The organism is Tritonibacter litoralis, from assembly GCF_009496005.1.
Taxonomy (GTDB): Bacteria; Pseudomonadota; Alphaproteobacteria; order Rhodobacterales; family Rhodobacteraceae; genus Epibacterium; species Epibacterium litoralis.
This window is the reverse complement of record NZ_WIBF01000005.1, coordinates 106,974-122,539: the sequence shown is the minus strand read 5'-3', so window position 1 is coordinate 122,539 and position 15,566 is coordinate 106,974. Positions and strand designations below refer to the sequence as shown.

The 15,566-nt window shown below is 59.4% G+C and carries 16 protein-coding genes; 11 read left to right on the top strand and 5 right to left on the bottom strand.

Going from position 1 to position 15,566, the window contains the following annotated elements; genetic code table 11:
• Positions 1-6: 6 nt before the first annotated feature.
• Genes pqqC through pqqA form a run of 3 tightly spaced genes read right to left on the bottom strand, consistent with a single transcriptional unit; the run spans position 7 to position 1,757 of the window.
• On the bottom strand, positions 7-735 hold the full coding sequence (gene pqqC, locus GFB49_RS10200; RefSeq protein WP_153215765.1) for a pyrroloquinoline-quinone synthase PqqC: 729 nt from the start codon (positions 733-735) through the stop codon (positions 7-9).
• Positions 732-1,619, bottom strand: a complete 888-nt coding sequence (gene pqqB / locus GFB49_RS10195; protein WP_153215764.1) for a pyrroloquinoline quinone biosynthesis protein PqqB — start codon at positions 1,617-1,619, stop codon at positions 732-734. The genes pqqC and pqqB overlap by 4 nt, the downstream gene beginning before the upstream one ends.
• Positions 1,620-1,646: 27 nt before the next feature.
• On the bottom strand, positions 1,647-1,757 hold the full coding sequence (gene pqqA, locus GFB49_RS10190) for a pyrroloquinoline quinone precursor peptide PqqA (RefSeq protein WP_153215763.1): 111 nt from the start codon (positions 1,755-1,757) through the stop codon (positions 1,647-1,649).
• A gap of 143 nt (positions 1,758-1,900) precedes the next feature.
• On the opposite strand from pqqA, the gene GFB49_RS10185 reads away from it, so the two are divergent.
• Positions 1,901-4,009: a 4Fe-4S binding protein gene (locus tag GFB49_RS10185; protein WP_153215762.1), complete on the top strand. Its 2,109-nt coding sequence runs from the start codon at positions 1,901-1,903 to the stop codon at positions 4,007-4,009.
• Positions 4,006-4,899, top strand: a complete 894-nt coding sequence (locus tag GFB49_RS10180) for an FAD:protein FMN transferase (protein ID WP_194269309.1) — start codon at positions 4,006-4,008, stop codon at positions 4,897-4,899. Before GFB49_RS10185 ends, GFB49_RS10180 begins: the two co-directional genes overlap by 4 nt.
• Here GFB49_RS10180 and GFB49_RS10175 read toward each other — a convergent pair.
• Together GFB49_RS10175 and pedF are read right to left on the bottom strand one after the other, a co-directional pair.
• Positions 4,891-5,769, bottom strand: a complete 879-nt coding sequence (locus GFB49_RS10175; protein WP_153215760.1) for a substrate-binding periplasmic protein — start codon at positions 5,767-5,769, stop codon at positions 4,891-4,893. The two genes, GFB49_RS10180 and GFB49_RS10175, sit on opposite strands and share 9 nt — an antisense overlap.
• Positions 5,770-5,823: 54 nt before the next feature.
• Positions 5,824-6,504 (bottom strand): cytochrome c-550 PedF, encoded by a 681-nt coding sequence (gene pedF, locus GFB49_RS10170; RefSeq protein WP_153215759.1) that lies wholly within the window; start codon positions 6,502-6,504, stop codon positions 5,824-5,826.
• 155 nt (positions 6,505-6,659) lie between these two features.
• On the opposite strand from pedF, the gene GFB49_RS10165 reads away from it, so the two are divergent.
• From GFB49_RS10165 to GFB49_RS10125, 9 genes are all read left to right on the top strand, one after another.
• On the top strand, positions 6,660-7,826 hold the full coding sequence (locus tag GFB49_RS10165) for an ABC transporter substrate-binding protein (protein WP_153215758.1): 1,167 nt from the start codon (positions 6,660-6,662) through the stop codon (positions 7,824-7,826).
• Entirely contained in the window at positions 7,823-8,788 is a 966-nt protein-coding gene (locus GFB49_RS10160; RefSeq protein WP_153215757.1) for a YVTN family beta-propeller repeat protein, read from the top strand. The genes GFB49_RS10165 and GFB49_RS10160 overlap by 4 nt, the downstream gene beginning before the upstream one ends.
• Before the next feature lie 99 nt (positions 8,789-8,887).
• Positions 8,888-9,343, top strand: a complete 456-nt coding sequence (locus tag GFB49_RS10155; RefSeq protein WP_153215756.1) for a cupredoxin domain-containing protein — start codon at positions 8,888-8,890, stop codon at positions 9,341-9,343.
• A gap of 8 nt (positions 9,344-9,351) precedes the next feature.
• A complete protein-coding gene (locus tag GFB49_RS10150; RefSeq protein ID WP_153215896.1) occupies positions 9,352-10,071 on the top strand; it encodes an ABC transporter ATP-binding protein in 720 nt (239 codons plus the stop codon).
• Positions 10,068-10,859 (top strand): ABC transporter permease, encoded by a 792-nt coding sequence (locus GFB49_RS10145; protein WP_153215755.1) that lies wholly within the window; start codon positions 10,068-10,070, stop codon positions 10,857-10,859. The genes GFB49_RS10150 and GFB49_RS10145 overlap by 4 nt, the downstream gene beginning before the upstream one ends.
• A 79-nt stretch (positions 10,860-10,938) precedes the next feature.
• Positions 10,939-11,487, top strand: a complete 549-nt coding sequence (locus tag GFB49_RS10140; RefSeq protein ID WP_153215754.1) for an SEL1-like repeat protein — start codon at positions 10,939-10,941, stop codon at positions 11,485-11,487.
• A 265-nt stretch (positions 11,488-11,752) separates the two neighbouring features.
• Positions 11,753-13,516: a PQQ-dependent methanol/ethanol family dehydrogenase gene (locus tag GFB49_RS10135; RefSeq protein ID WP_153215753.1), complete on the top strand. Its 1,764-nt coding sequence runs from the start codon at positions 11,753-11,755 to the stop codon at positions 13,514-13,516.
• Between the two features lie 147 nt (positions 13,517-13,663).
• A complete protein-coding gene (locus GFB49_RS10130; protein ID WP_153215752.1) occupies positions 13,664-14,350 on the top strand; it encodes a response regulator transcription factor in 687 nt (228 codons plus the stop codon).
• Between the two features lie 41 nt (positions 14,351-14,391).
• Complete coding sequence (locus tag GFB49_RS10125; RefSeq protein ID WP_153215751.1) at positions 14,392-15,561, top strand: FIST N-terminal domain-containing protein; 1,170 nt, start codon at positions 14,392-14,394, stop codon at positions 15,559-15,561.
• Positions 15,562-15,566: the final 5 nt, after the last annotated feature.

The following is a 15,566-nucleotide window of genomic DNA, read 5'->3' as shown; positions in this document are numbered from 1 at the left end:
CCAAGGTCACAACATCCCCTCCCCCGGCTGCCAAGCGCCCGGCGGAATACGACCCGGTTCCACATAAGCGCCCCAGATCGCATCCAGCTGCGCCCACAGGACATCCGTTTTAAACGTCAACGCCGCACAGGCCATGTCTTCCTTTTCCGGGCTATCCGCATGTTCCAGCACCCAGGCCAGACCAAAGGCCACATCCTTGGGCGCTTCACTCAACCGTTTGCGGAAATAGGACAGGCTGTCGGGATTGGCGAAGTCATAATGTTCCAACAGCCCTTCAATGCGCCGCTCATGGATCGATGGCGCAAAGAGCTCGGTCAAAGAAGAGGCCACCGCCTGCAGCAACGGCATATCCCGCACATAGCGAATATAGGCATCCACCGCGAATTGCGTGGCAGGCAGGATCCCCTGCCCCGAGGCGACATAGTCAGGATCCAGCCCCACCGCCTCGGCCAGTTTCAACCAGCGACGCAGGCCGCCACCTTCGTCAACGCCGCCGTCGTGGTCCTCGATCCGCGACCGCCATTCACGCCGCATTGCGGGATCAGAGCAGCGCGACAAAAAGGCCGCGTCCTTCATCGGGATCGCCGCCTGATAGGCCCAGCGATTGATCACCCAAGCCCGCACTTGATCTGGGGTACACGCCCCGCCATGCAGCCTGTGATGAAAGGGATGTTTGTCATGATACCGCGCCGCGCCAATGGCCCGCAGTCGGGTTTCCAGGCTTTCGCGGTTCATAGTGCAATCTCCATCCCGTCTTGTGCGATTGTCCAACCCGCGGCCTCTGCCTGAATCCGTTCGACACTGTCCGGCCGCCAGACCGGGTTGGTGTTATTCATATGGGTAAAGACCTTGCGGCAATCGAGACTAGCCAAAGCCGCAATCGATCCCTCCGCGCCCGACATCGGGATATGGCCCATCCGCCGCCCGGTTTTAACCCCGGTGCCCGTGCGGATCATCTCCTCATCATCCCACAGCGTGCCGTCAAAAAACAGGATGTCCGCATCCGCAATCCGAGCATAAAGCCGGTCATCGACCAAGGCGCAGCCGGGAATGTAATAGGCAACGCGACGCCCGTCATCCAACCGCACGCCAACTGTCTGCTCTCCCACCAGATCCGTCTGGACATTCTCCCCTTCCATGTACAACGGAACTTTGCCCGGGATCGGAAACACGGTGGCCTGAACCCCCATCAGGATCTCAAACCCCTGGTCCAGCGCGATCTGATGGCGTGTCACCACCTCGCGGTTCACGGCGTCAAAGATCCGGTTCTGCGCCAGTACATGATGAATATCTCCCGTCGCAAACAGCTCAAACGGTGTCTGCTCGCGCAGGCTCAGCAGGCCCGCCACATGATCAATATCGCCATTGGTTACCAGAACCGAAGCGACCGGGCTGTGCCGCAAGCTGCGCGGGTGTAGGGAGGACAGCATTTGCATCTGCATCCGAATGTCGGGAGAAGCATTCAGCACAGCCCATGTTTCGCCATCAACAGAGACGGCCAGCGAAGACTGTGTTGCAGGTGGAATTCGTCCGGCCCGCGCATCATTGCAATTGGCACAGCCACAGTTCCACTGCGGCAGGCCACCACCTGCCGCAGCGCCTAATACAAGAAACTTCATGCACGGTCTCCGCGCAGATCAGTTTGCTTAAAACAGGTCAGGATCATGACCGCGGCCGCCTTCGTCCTCGGACGGGCTGTACATGTTGATTTCCATACCGCAGTTGATTTCTTTCAGTGTCGGAGCAGTCCAGGCCATTTTTCACCTCCAGTGGCTGGTTGTCATCCCACGACGATAGGCAGAGGAGCCGGCAGCGGAAATGATCCTTTGGTCGTAAGCCCGCCGCCTGTCAGACCAACGTCGCATATCCCACCCCGCGCCCGGCCCATAACCTGCCAGCCATGTTACAGCGGCACATCTCTTGCGCAGCGCTTGCGCTTTGGCTTGGGGTCTTCGCTTTGGCGTGGGCCAGTACCGCCAAAGCCGAGCCCCGCGATCACGCGGCATTGGCAGAATATGTCATGCCACCGTTTTCCTTGGGCGAAGCGATCAATGACCAAGGTGTCTACAGCCTACTGAATTCCGGCGGTGCCGAAGCGGGTTATGTGTTTGAAACCGGCCCCCTTGCCCCACTCCCTGGGTTTTCTGGCGGCGTCATCAATATGTTGGTGATCCTCGACCTCGAAGGGACGTTCCTGGATGTGCGCCTGCTGGACCACAATGAGCCGATCTTTGTCTCGGGTCTGGGCGAAGCTCCGTTTCACAAGTTTTTTGAACAATATCCGGGCCTCTCGATTTCCTCTTCGATTGTAGTGGGCACGCCCTACGGGGATGGCAGCGACAGTTCGGCGCTGGTCTATCTGGACGGGGTGACCAAGGCGACCGCCTCGGTCCGGATCGCCCATGAATCGGTGATGGGGGCCACGCTTGCCGTCGCGCGGGAAAAGATGCAGGGCCTGGCCTCTGCTCCCCCGGCCCGTCCCAATCCAGAGCATGATGAACAGCTGACCTGGCAGGACCTGGTGGACCAAGGCTTGGCCAGTCATCACGTTGTAACCAATGCCGAAGTGGACGCGCTGTTTCAGGACACCACCTGGGCGGACGACGACCCAGAGGCGCAGGACGACCCTGATGCGCCCTATTTGGATCTATGGATCGTCGATCTGGGCCCACCCGCCATTGCCCGCGCCGCCCTCAGCGCAGACGGGTTTAAGGAGCTGCAGGGTTTTCTTCGGATCTCAGACAGTGACGAACCGCTGCTGGTGATCGAAAACGCCCGTCACGGGCTGGTCGGAGAGGATTTTGTCCGCAACACCGCGCCCGATCTTTTAAGCGCGGAACAGGACGGTTTGCCGGTCGCCCTGCGGGATGCAGATCTGTTTGTTGATCTGGCCGCTGATGTGCCCGATGGGGTGGCCATGATCCTGCGCACGGACCGACGCCTGGGCTTTGACCCCGCCCGCCCCTGGACGCTGAACCTGCGAGCCGAACGGGAACATGGGATTTTCCGACCCGAGGTCGGCGCGGTGACCCTCTCAGCCAACCACCAGACGGATGAGCGGTTTTTCCTGCGCGAAACACCTCCCAAATCGGTGCCGCCGTGGCGTGAAGCGCTGCGCAACCGGCAAGCGGATCTTTTGGTGCTGGCCGCCGGTCTTGTGCTGCTGACGCTGGTGTTGCTGGGCGGCATGAACCGGCTTGCGGATCATCCTAAATTCACGCCTGTGCGGTTGATCATTTTGGCAGCGGTCACCGGGTTTATCGGCTGGTGGGGACAGGGGCAGCTGTCCATTGTCACGCCTTTGGCGACGCTGCGCACCGCAATGGACGGCGGCAGTTTTGCCTATCTCTTGTATGATCCGTTCTCCTTGTTGATCTGGGGATTTGTGATCCTCGGGTTTGTCCTGTGGGGACGAGGGTATTTCTGCGGCTGGCTCTGCCCCTTTGGCGCGATGCAAGAATTCACTCACCATCTGGGCCGCCTGCTGCGCCTGCCCCAGATCACCCCTAATGCGATCTGGGATGCACGTTTGAAAACGGTGAAATATGGGATCCTCGCCGCCCTTATCGCGGTCACCCTTTGGGCGCCAGACCATTTGGACACGGCCGCCGAGGTGGAGCCGTTCAAAACCGCCATCACCACGTTTTTCATCCGCGAATGGTATTATGTCGCCTATGCGGCCCTGTGGCTGTTGTCCGGGATGGTGCTGTTCAAAGGGTTCTGCCGCTATGTCTGCCCGCTTGGCGCGGTGATGGCCATTGGCGGGCTGTTGCGGGGGCGTGACTGGATCGCGCGCCGGGCGGACTGCGGCTCACCCTGCCAGCTGTGCCGGGTCAAATGCAATTATGGCGCCATTCAGAAAAGCGGAAAAATCTCATACAGCGAATGTTTCCAATGCCTGGACTGTGTGACGATCCACAATGACGACACCCAATGCGTGCCGCTGATCCTGGCCGCACGCCAGCGCAATCGCAGCACCGACACCAACGCTTTGGAGCCCGCCGAATGATCTCACGCCGCCGCTTCCTGTCTCTGTCCGCCGCATCCATGGCCACCCCGGCCTGGGCCACGCCAACCCGGTGGCATGGCTTTGCCCTGGGGGCAGAGGTCACGCTGACCATCCATGCAGATCCCGATCAGGCGGCTGCTGCCATCTCGGTGGCAAAATCAACCCTGGCTGAGGGCGAGGCGCTCTTTAGCCTGTACAATCCACAGTCCGATTTGACCCGGTTGAACAGAACCACACAGCTGCACCAACCCGACCCGCTGTTCCTGCATATGTTGGACATCGCGGACCACGTCCATGGCGCGACAGATGGCTGCTTTGACCCAACCGTACAACCCCTGTGGCAGGCGCTGGCACAGGGCGCTAATCTCACCGCCGCACAGGCCGCCCTCGGCTGGCATCGCATCCGCTGGAGCGCAGAACATATCACCTTGGAGCCAGGTCAGGCCCTGACCTTGAACGGCATCGCCCAAGGGGTGCTGACAGATGTGCTGCGGGATCGCTGGCGCGCCATGGGGCTGGATCACTGTCTGATCAATCTGGGTGAATTTGCAGCCCTTGGCGGGCCGTTCAACTTGGGGGTGGTAGATGCCCGGTTTGGACAGGTGGCGGTCGAAACACTGCAAAACGCGGCCATCGCCACCTCCAGCCCAGCAGCCCTGCCGCTGGGACGCGATCACAGCCATATTCTGGGCCCCAACGGTCAGCTCCCAAAATGGGCGACAGTGTCGGTCACCGCACAGGACGCAGGTCTTGCGGATGCGGCCTCTACCGCCTTTTGTCTGATGTCACAGGATGAGATACGCACCGCCTGCCGCGCCATGCCGGGCGTGACATCGGTGCTCTTGGTCTCCGAGACCGGCGCACTGCAACGATTGACGCCCTCAGCGTAGCTCCGGCACGCGGTGAGAGAGACCAAAATCGGCAAAGATCTGCGCGATGCGCCCGTCCTGAAGACCCGCATAAATCGCATCCTCCACCGCATAGGCCAAGGGGCGATAGGCAAAGTGCACCCCAACCCCCACAGTCCAATTGCCAACGGCAAACCCTGGCAAGGGCGGCGTGTGCACGTCCAGCTCATCGGTCAGACCATATTCCAGCTGCGCCAGCGGCCCCATGGCGGCCATAGTCTCTCCAGCGGCCAATCCCGCCATTGCCTCTGCCATCTCGGAATAGCGCGTCACATTATGCGACAGCTGCCCACCGGGAAACGCTGACAGGTAGAAATCCGCGATCGAGTCATTTTCGACCCCAACAGTGTCAAACCGGAAATAGGCGGGAATGGGGGGATCTTCGGGATAGGCCTGCGTGCGATAAGCAATCGCCACCTCTTCCACGTGATATTGCCCGGTGAACACCACCTGTTCGACCCTGCAGGCAAATTCGCTGTCATAGGGTACATGCAGCATCACATTGGCCACCTGCCCGCCGACAATTGGACCTTTCCAGACCCAATTGCGCAGATCCGTGGCCAGATCCTCTCCGGCGGCGACCAGGGTGAACCGCGCGCTGACGCCCAGCGCCTCGGCAATCAGCTTGCCGATCTCAATATCAACCCCTTTGGCCTTCCCCCCCTCTTCCCAGGACCAGGGGGGGAAATTCTCATAAGCGGCAAAGGTCATAAATCCGCGTTCCTGGATCCGATCCAGATCCTGCCCCACAATATCACGCGAGGCATTTTGCGGTTTGGCTTGGGGAACATAATCCGCACAGCGCGCCCAAGCGGACCCGGCCGTCGCAGCGATCACGCATAGAGCGTACATCCATTTATTCCCCAAAGCCGTCCTCCTTTTATCTGCTTTGCTGCGTTGTCCGGGTTAATGGGCCGCGGACAGGCCGATGGTCAGAACTTCAGCCGCCTTGCCATAATTCGGCGCATCCCCAACCAACAAGTTTGCCGCGCGCAGGGCCACACTGTCCGCAATCGGTGCACCCGATCCGGTCTCGACCGCTTCGGCAATACCTGCCAGCTCGGCCTGCAGTTCGGTCACATCACCAGAACCTGCGCTGGCCATGCCTTCCAAAGTATCCCGGATCTCTTTCAAACGTGGCGTCGCCTCATCCAGCGCACCATCATCGGGGCGGGTTTCAATATAGGTGCGGATCGCCCACGCAGCCTTTTGGCCCAGCAAATCGCCAAAGGCCGGCATTTTGGTGATCCCGTTTTGCGTATACCCGGTGCGGAAGCGCTCCATGTACCACTCATCCCCGTATTCCTCGGCCTCAAGATAGCGCAGGTCCGGCGCCAATCCACCCGAGACCACACCCAACCCATGGCAACGGGCGCAGTTCTGGTTGTAGCCACTGTCACCAATATCAATCGCAGCCTGCCAGACCTCTTCGCCCTGGTCACGATAGGGGTTTTCGATCAGCCATTCTTCCCCAACATCGGGCAAAGCATCGGTGTTCATCGGCTGTGGGGCCACATCACCATGGGCCAGCACCAAAGCCGGGGCCACACAGAAAAGCGAAGCAGAAATCGCGCGTTTCAGTTTCATTTTTTACCTCCCTTACGAGCGTCAACTTCGGTCATAGACCAGCCTCCGACCCTTGGGATATTCGACCTTGGTTTAAGGCGCGCGCAAAGTTCGACCTTGGTCCTATATCCGCCAGACCGCCCCCCGACTTACCCTTCCCAGTGGGAGGAAGTTCAATGCTAAGACGTTTCTGTACAACGCTATTTCTAGCGGTGCAGCCGCTGTTGGCGCACAGCGCACCAATAGATGTGCCCGTTACATATGTTCGGCAAAAGCAGGCTCCTCTGGCAACGTTGTCGAACCTTGATCCCCGCCCTGACGACCTGGGGACGGCAGGCGCGCAACTCGCGCTTTTGGACAATCTGACCACCGGAAAATTCCTTGGCCACAATTACAAACTGAACCTGGTTGAGGTGCCGGAAGACGGCGATGCCCTAGCTGCGGTGACCACGGCGCTCATGACCTCACAGCTTGTGGTTCTGGACATGCCCGCCGCAACTGCGCGCGCCGTCGCGGACCTGCCCGCAGCGCAAACGGCGCTGTTGTTTAATGCCAGCGCCCCGGATGCAGATCTGCGCAATGCCGACTGCCGCGCCAACCTTTTGCATACGATCCCCAGCGACGCCATGCGCGCCGATGCTGTGATGCAATTTGCACGCAGTAAACGCTGGGAAGACCTGGCGATGGTGATGGGACCGCGTCCCGCGGACCAACGGTTTGCCGCCGCCCTGGAAAACAGCGCCGCCAAATTCGGCCTGAAGATCGACACCAAGCTCACCTGGGACATCGACGCTGACATGCGCCGCAACGCCGCCCAAGAGGTGCCGCTGTTGACCCAAAGCCTTGGCGATTACGACCTGCTGCTGGTTGCGGATGAGGCTGATGATTTTGCCCGCTATATCCCGTTTAACACCTGGCACCCCCGCCCCGTGGCAGGTTCGGCCGGTTTGATGCCCAAAACCTGGAGCCCGGTGGTGGAACAATGGGGCGCAGCCCAGCTTCAGGGACGGTTTCTCGACGAACATGCCCGCGACATGCAATCCCGCGATTATGCGGCCTGGGCTGCCGTGCGCAGCATCGGCGAAGCCGTGACTCGCACCGGAAGTGCGGACGCCCAGACCTTGCGCGACTTTATCCTGTCGGATGCGTTCGAACTCGCAGGTTTCAAAGGCCGCCCCCTCAGCTATCGTTCCTGGAATGGACAATTGCGCCAGCCCATCCCGCTGGTCACCCCCCGCGCTGTGGTCACCCAGGCCCCCTTGCCCGGCTATCTGCACCAGCACAGCGAAATGGACACCCTTGGCTTTGATCAACCCGAAACCACATGTGAGGCCTTCCAATGACGCTTAAATCCCTATTCCTCGCCTCAACCCTGATCCCATTGGCGACCCTGGCCCAATCGGCCGAGATTTGGGTCACCAATGAAAAAGACGACACCATCTCTGTGATCGACGTCGACACGCTTGAGGTGACGCGCACGATTGAAACCGGTGAACGCCCACGTGGCATCACCTTCTCCAAGGATTTCAGCCGCGTCTATATCTGCGCCTCTGACAGCGACACGGTGCAGGTGATGGATCCCGACACAGGCGAAATCCTGTTTGATCTGCCGTCGGGCGAAGACCCGGAGCAATTTGTTCTGCACCCCGATGACCGCCACCTTTATATCGCAAACGAAGATGACGCGATCACCACAGTGGTGGATACGCAAACCCGCAAGGTGGTGGCCCAGATTGATGTGGGGATTGAACCCGAGGGCATGGCCGTCTCTCCCGATGGCAAGATCGCAATCACCACATCCGAAACCACCAATATGGCCCATTGGATCGACACCGAAACCCAAGAGCTTTTTGCCAATACGCTGGTCGACAGCCGCCCGCGTCACGCGGAATTTGCCCAAGCAGGCCGCGAACTCTGGGTCAGCGCCGAGATCGGCGGCACCGTCTCGATCTTTGACGTGGCCAGCCAGTCTGAGAAGGGCAAGATCAATTTTGAGGTCAAAGGCGTCCACCCCGACCGCGTCCAACCGGTGGGGTTTGAGTTCACAGAGGATGAGAAAACCGCCTTTGTGGCGCTTGGCCCCTCAAACCACGTGGCTGTTGTGAATGCCGAAACCTATGAGGTCGAAGATTACATTCTGGTGGGCCGCCGGGTCTGGCACATGGCGTTTTCGCCTGACAAATCAAAGCTTTTCACCACCAATGGAGTGTCTGGCGATGTCACCGTAATCGATGTGGCCAAACGTACCCCCATCAAAACCATCAAGGTTGGCCGGTTTCCCTGGGGTGCGGCCATGCGCCCCTAAAACAAGCCTCGGCGTAGCCATGCGCCCTTAAAGCAAGCCTGAGCGCAGCCATGCGCCCCCGACACGCATTAGAATAAAATCAAACGAGGAGGACCCCCAATGAAACGTGCATTGATTTATGCCGCTGCAACCTGCGTCGCCCTGACCGGAACCCATGCCTGGGCAGACAATGACGATGATGACAACGGCTTTGGCCTGGCGGGGCTCTTGTCCGCCAAGAACAAAGAAGACCTGCCACCCGTCATCCTGTCCGCTGGCATGCCATTGTCAGATGCGCCCTGGACGCTGGAATCCGGGACGTACTATGAGTTCGAAATCCAAGGCGACGGCAGCCAGGAACTCGCACTGATCGGGTCCGAGTTTTTCCGCGCCATCTGGGTGGACGAAATTGTCGTCGAAGGGCTGGAAATCCGCCCCCTTGGCCTGGACAGCATCGAATTTGACGAGGCCGGCGAGATGGAAATCGGCTTTATCGCAATCAAACCCGGCAGCTATTACCTCAAAGTTCCGGGCAGCACGGGCGACACCCAACGCCTTGAAATCACCATCCAGTGATCCGGCATATGGGCGGTCTGAAGATCACCGACGTCAGCTTTTCCTATGGGGCAAAAACCGCGCTCAACGGTGTCTCGTTTGAGGTAAAGCCAGGTCAGTTCTGCGCGCTTCTGGGGCCAAACGGCGCGGGGAAATCGACGCTGTTTGCCCTGTTGACCCGGCTGTTCACCACGCGCCAGGGGCAGATCACCGTGGCGGGCGCTGACCTGGCCCGCCAGCCACGTGTGGCGCTGGCGCAAATCGGCGTGGTGTTTCAGCAATCGACCCTGGATCTGGATCTGAGCGTCCGGCGCAACCTGCGCTATTTCGCGGCGCTGCATGGCCTGTCTGGCGCACAGGCCGAGGTCCGGATCCTAGCCGCGCTTGAACGTCTGGACATGGCCGAACGCGCCGACGAACGCGCCCGCGACCTGAACGGCGGCCACCGCCGCCGGGCCGAGATTGCACGCGCCCTGATCCATGACCCGGCGGTCCTTTTGCTGGATGAACCCACCGTGGGGCTGGACGCGGCCAGCCGCCGCGCAATCACCAATCATGTGCATGATCTGGCGCAACAGACCGGCAAAACCGTCCTGTGGGCCACCCATTTGACGGATGAGGTGCAGGACAGCGACCAGCTGGTGGTGCTGCACCGGGGACAGATCCTGGCCAATGACAGCTGCGCCACGGTACGCGGCGACCGCCCCTTGGCCGATGATTTCCTTTTGCGCACCGGAGCCGCCACATGAGGACCGCGTTCATCGCCCTTGCCGCCATTATCCAACGCGAGGCGCTGCGGTTCATTCGCCAACGCGAACGCTTTATCGCAGCCCTTGTGCGCCCGCTGGTGTGGCTGATTGTCTTTGCCGCTGGATTTCGAGCCGCCCTGGGCCTGTCGATCACCCCACCCTATCAGACCTATATCACCTATGAGATCTACATTGTGCCGGGTCTTTGTGGCATGATCATCCTGTTCAACGGCATGCAAAGCGCGCTGTCTCTGGTGTATGACCGCGAGATGGGCTCGATGCGGCTGTTGCTCACCAGCCCCTTGCCGCGCTGGTGGCTGCTCTTGTGCCGCTTGATCGCCGCCACTGTGATTTCCGGCCTTCAGGTCTATGCCTTTCTGGCAATTGCCGCGATCTACGGCATTCATCTGCCGTGGCAGGGCTATGTGCTGGTGCTGCCCGCGCTTATTATCGCAGGGCTGACTTTGGGCGCGCTGGGGCTGGCGCTCTCTTCTCTGATCCGCCAGTTGGAGAATTTTGCAGGCGTCATGAACTTTGTGATCTTTCCCATGTTCTTCCTGTCCTCCGCGCTCTACCCCTTATGGAAAATGGCCGAAAGCTCGGAACTGTTACATGACATCTGTGCGGTGAACCCCTTTACCCATGTGGTCGAACTGATCCGATTTGCCCTTTATGGCCAGCTGAACCTGACCGCATTGGGCTGGAGCGCGCTGGCCGGTGTGGTTTTTCTGGCGCTGGCGCTTTGGGGTTATGATCCGTCCCATGGGCTGACCCGACACAAAAGGTGACGCACCGCCCTATGCGACCAAAGTCCCAGAGCCCGAAAGCGCCAACCGGCCTATCCTGTCTCGCAAAAGGGAGGAGACCATGCGTTATCTGACGATCTGCATTGCCCTGGCCTGCGCCACACCCGTGGCGGCCAAGGACATTACCGTTGACGACGAGGGCGGAACGCTCAACCCCCAAGACAGCGGCTTTGGCCGGGTGTTTCGCAATATCGACAATGGCATCGCCGATATGACCACCTGCGCCACCGGCTATTATGTCACCAAATCCGGCCGCCACGCGCTGGCCCGTCGCCTGTTTGAGGCCTGCGCCGAGGCCGGATACACAGGTGCCATGACCTGGATGAGCCAGCTCGACAACAACGGTCTGGGCGGAGATTACAACCCGGATGCCGCCGCCGACTGGGACCGCCGTGCGGCCGAGGCCGGGGATCCCGTTGGGCAATTCAACTATGGCCTGGATCTGATGCGCGGCCACGGTGTGACCCAAGACATGGCACAGGGGCGCGCGTTGGTGGATCAGGCCGCCCGCCAAGGGCTGGATATCGCACGCCGCCTGCAGGGCGCAGACTATGATTTGGATGAAGTCACGCCCGACGCGGACAATTGGAAATACGCTCCACTGTTTTGACCATGGCACCGGGGCTTCAAACCAATTAGGTCCCGCCCTTTTCAGCAAAGTCACACTTAAAAAAAATGCGCGGGGCAGCGGCCCCACGCAGGTCTCTTGGCTTGAGCCACCTTCACACAAATCATTTTAAATCAAACTCTTAACAAGGTCGTACGACCATTGGCCAATACCATAACACCTCCCATAACCTGATACTGCCAGCAGCTTCCCGTCCGGTATCGACCCTTCGGAAAGCTGTGGAGAGGACCATAAACGGGAGGAACGGATGAACCGGTTTATAACAGCGGTTATCGCAGGTGTTTTGGCTGCGGGCACAGCCAGCGCAGGTGTCACCGAAGACGATCTGAAAAACGACCAGATCAAGACAGACCAGATCGTGACCAACGGCATGGGGCGCCATTTGCAGCGCTACAGCCCGCTGGACACGCTGAACAAAGACAACGTCAAAAACCTGGTCCCAGCTTGGGCCTTTTCGCTGGGCGGCGAAAAGCAGCGCGGACAGGAAGCACAGCCATTGGTTTATGATGGCATCATGTATGTCACAGGCTCCTACAGCCGGGTCTATGCCATTGATGTAAAAACCGGGCAGGAAATCTGGCAGTATGACGCACGTCTCCCCGAAGGCATCCTGCCATGTTGCGATGTGATCAACCGGGGCGGTGCGATCTATGGCGACAAATTCTACTTTGGCACGCTGGACGCGCGGATCGTTGCGCTGGACCTCAAGACCGGCAAGGTCGAATGGCGCAAGAAAATCGCCGATTACAAGGCTGGCTATTCCTATACGGCCGCGCCGCTGATCGTGGACGGCAAGGTCATCGTCGGCAATTCAGGCGGTGAATTTGGCATCGTGGGCATGGTCTATGCCTATGACGCTGAAAATGGCGACCTGGTCTGGACCCGTCCAATGATCGAAGGCCATATGGGCACGCTGAACGGTGAACCCTCCACCATGACCGGTGAGCTGAACGCAACCTGGCCCGGTGACATGTGGAAAACCGGCGGTGGTGCGACTTGGCTGGGCGGCTCTTATGACATTGACACCGACACGCTGATCTTTGGCGCGGGCAACCCCGCCCCCTGGAACAGCCACCTGCGCAATGCAGGCACCCCGGTGGAAGGCAACAAGGGCGACAACCTTTATGCCGCCAGCCGCGTTGGCATTGATCCCGCCACAGGTGAGATCAAATGGCACTTCCAAACCACCCCGCGCGAAGGCTGGGACTATGATGGTGTGAACGAAGTGGTTCCCTACACCGATGCTGAAGGCAACAAGCGTTTCGCAACCGCTGACCGCAACGGCTATTTCTATGTTCTGAACCGCGAAGACGGCGCCTTTGTCTCGGCAACACCCTTTGTCAAAGACATCTCCTGGGCCTCTGGCATTGATGAAACCGGTCGCCCGATCTTTAACGAAGGCAACCGCCCCGGCAATCCTGCGGCTGCGGCCGATGGCAAAAAAGGCGAAGTCATCTTTGCCTCGCCCTCCTTCCTGGGTGGTAAGAACTGGATGCCAATGGCCTACAGCCAGAAAACCGGCAACTTCTATGTGCCCTCCAACGAATGGGGCATGGACATCTGGAACGAGCCGATCACCTACAAAAAAGGTGCCGCTTACTTGGGCGCGGGTTTCACGATCAAGCCGAACTATGAAGATCATATCGGCAGCCTCAAGGCGATCGACCCGATGACCGGTGACGTGAAATGGGAGTTCAAGAACGACGCGCCTCTGTGGGGTGGTGTCATGACCACCGCTGGTGGCCTGGTCTTTACCGGCACGCCCGAGGGTAAATTCATCGCCTTTGACGATGAAACCGGCGAAGAGCTGTGGTCCTTCCAGACCGGTTCCGGCATCGTCGGCCAGCCCGTGACCTGGGAACAAGACGGCGAACAGTTTGTCTCGATCCTCTCGGGTTGGGGCGGCGCGGTACCTCTGTGGGGCGGCGAAGTGGCCAAGAAGGTGAACTACCTCAACCAGGGTGGCATGGTCTGGACGTTCAAGCTGCCCCGTCAACTGGCAGCGAACTGATCCAATAAGATCAGGCGATTACAGGCAGACTGCGCTCCCCACCGGGGGCGCAGTTTTTTCCGTTGGCCTCTACGACTTTTCTCCTAGTAGGCTTGTGGAGTTGTGTTTGCTAGCATCACATATGAGCGACAAAGATCGAGGAACCGGATGACCCAGCGTAGTGACAGGCAGCCTCAGGCGTTTCAAACAGCGCTGATCATAGATGACCACCCGCTGTTTTGTGATGCACTGTCCATGACGCTTCAAGCTTCCATTGGCATTGATCAAATTGAAACCGCACCAGATCTGAATAGCGCCATGGCCAAGATCCGCGCCGAAGGGGCGCCGGATGTGGTGGTGTTGGACCTGAACCTGCCCGATGTAAACGGGCTCGAAGGGGTGGTCTCCCTGCGCAATATGGTCAAGGTGCCGATTGTTGTGGTGTCTTCCATGGCGGACAACCGGGTGATCAGCTCGGTGATCCACGCCGGGGCCTCGGGTTTTGTGCCCAAACACAGCCAACGCAGCGTATTCCAGGACGCCTTTAGCGCCATGGAGGCCGGACAGAGCTTTGTGCCGCCAGGCTATATGCTTTTGGAAAACGTCGGCGAAACAGCCGCCAATGACGCGGTCTCACGGCTGACCTCGCTGACCAACCAACAGGCTCGTATTCTGCGGTTGATCTGCGAAGGGAAGCTGAACAAGCAGATCGCCTATGACCTGTCGATCGCCGAAACCACTGTCAAAGCGCATGTTACCGCAATCATGCGCAAACTTGGCGTCCAAAGCCGCACCCAAGCGGTGTTGATCGCCAAAGAAGCAAGTTTTGACAGTGTCTTGCAAGACCGCGCCTGACCTGCGTAAGCTGTAAGTGTTATATTCGGGGAGGAGACCGAATGCGCAAGCAGCTGAATGTTGCACCGGTGCTGGATGGCACCGATGATATCGTGCGTTCTGCCTTTGCCAGTGCCAGTGACCCAGATGCCATTGAACAACTTGCACATCAGCTTAGGCCGAGTGATTTGGAATTAGTAATCCTGTTTGTCTCACCCGAGGCAGATGTGGCGCGTGTGACCGCTCAGGCCGCGCGGTTTTTTCGTCCGGCCCCCTATGTGGGCTGCACCACCGCAGGCGAACTGACCGAAGAGGGCTACAGCGAGGGTCAGATCGTGGCCATTGGCCTGCCCCGGCAGCATTTTTGCACCCGCATCCTGGCGGTCGACAATCTGGATGACTACAACAGCCAAGACCTGATCGACCGTCTGGTACGCAACCGTCATGAGATGGTTCAGGAAACACCCAAATGGAAGCATGAGTTCAACTTTTTGCTGGTGGATGGTCTCTCCACCAAAGAAGACACGCTCACCAGCGACATGGCCCCTGGCATGGGGCCTGTGCCACTGTTTGGGGGGTCTTCCGGGGATGGGGATTCCTTTGAACGGACGTTTATCATCAACAATGGGATCGCGCGCTCCAATGCGGCTGTGTTGGTTCAGGTGCGCACCGCCTGCCCGGTCCAGATGATCAACACCGACCATCTGAGCCCCACCCGTGACCGGATGGTGGTCACCGGCGCGGACCCGGCCCGCCGCATCGTGACCGAGATCAACGCCGAACCTGCGGCCCGTGAATATGCACGCCTCTTGGGCATAGATCCCGAAACGCTGACAACCTTTACCTTTGCCGCACACCCTGTGGTCGTGCGTGTCGGCGGCAGCCATCACGTGCGCTCCATTCAGCGGGTCTGTGACAATGGCGATCTGGTGTTTTTTTCCGCTATCGACGAAGGCGTGGTCCTGACGCTGGCGGACCCCAATGATATGGTCAGCCACCTGCAACAGGAAATGGCCGACCTTTGCGACAAAAACCCACCGGCCATCGTTCTGGCCTGTGACTGTATCCTGCGCCGTCAGGAGGCCGAAGAAAAACAGATGACCCGCGCCCTGTCGCAGATCCTGCGAAAACACCGCGTGATCGGGTTTTCCACATATGGGGAACAGGTCAATTCTATGCACGTCAACCAGACCCTGACCGGGGTCGCCATTTACCCGCCGCCAACGGAGTAACGGTT

Coding starts and splice junctions, on each gene's coding strand:
- GFB49_RS10125 (WP_153215751.1), top strand. CDS start 14,392: ATGCGCAAGCAGCTGAATGTTGCACCGGTGCTGGATGGCACCGATGAT.
- GFB49_RS10150 (WP_153215896.1), top strand. CDS start 9,352: ATGGGCGGTCTGAAGATCACCGACGTCAGCTTTTCCTATGGGGCAAAA.
- GFB49_RS10145 (WP_153215755.1), top strand. CDS start 10,068: ATGAGGACCGCGTTCATCGCCCTTGCCGCCATTATCCAACGCGAGGCG.
- GFB49_RS10185 (WP_153215762.1), top strand. CDS start 1,901: ATGTTACAGCGGCACATCTCTTGCGCAGCGCTTGCGCTTTGGCTTGGG.
- GFB49_RS10130 (WP_153215752.1), top strand. CDS start 13,664: ATGACCCAGCGTAGTGACAGGCAGCCTCAGGCGTTTCAAACAGCGCTG.
- GFB49_RS10135 (WP_153215753.1), top strand. CDS start 11,753: ATGAACCGGTTTATAACAGCGGTTATCGCAGGTGTTTTGGCTGCGGGC.
- pedF (WP_153215759.1), bottom strand. CDS start 6,504: ATGAAACTGAAACGCGCGATTTCTGCTTCGCTTTTCTGTGTGGCCCCG.
- GFB49_RS10180 (WP_194269309.1), top strand. CDS start 4,006: ATGATCTCACGCCGCCGCTTCCTGTCTCTGTCCGCCGCATCCATGGCC.
- GFB49_RS10165 (WP_153215758.1), top strand. CDS start 6,660: ATGCTAAGACGTTTCTGTACAACGCTATTTCTAGCGGTGCAGCCGCTG.
- pqqC (WP_153215765.1), bottom strand. CDS start 735: ATGAACCGCGAAAGCCTGGAAACCCGACTGCGGGCCATTGGCGCGGCG.
- pqqB (WP_153215764.1), bottom strand. CDS start 1,619: ATGAAGTTTCTTGTATTAGGCGCTGCGGCAGGTGGTGGCCTGCCGCAG.
- pqqA (WP_153215763.1), bottom strand. CDS start 1,757: ATGGCCTGGACTGCTCCGACACTGAAAGAAATCAACTGCGGTATGGAA.
- GFB49_RS10155 (WP_153215756.1), top strand. CDS start 8,888: ATGAAACGTGCATTGATTTATGCCGCTGCAACCTGCGTCGCCCTGACC.
- GFB49_RS10175 (WP_153215760.1), bottom strand. CDS start 5,769: ATGTACGCTCTATGCGTGATCGCTGCGACGGCCGGGTCCGCTTGGGCG.
- GFB49_RS10160 (WP_153215757.1), top strand. CDS start 7,823: ATGACGCTTAAATCCCTATTCCTCGCCTCAACCCTGATCCCATTGGCG.
- GFB49_RS10140 (WP_153215754.1), top strand. CDS start 10,939: ATGCGTTATCTGACGATCTGCATTGCCCTGGCCTGCGCCACACCCGTG.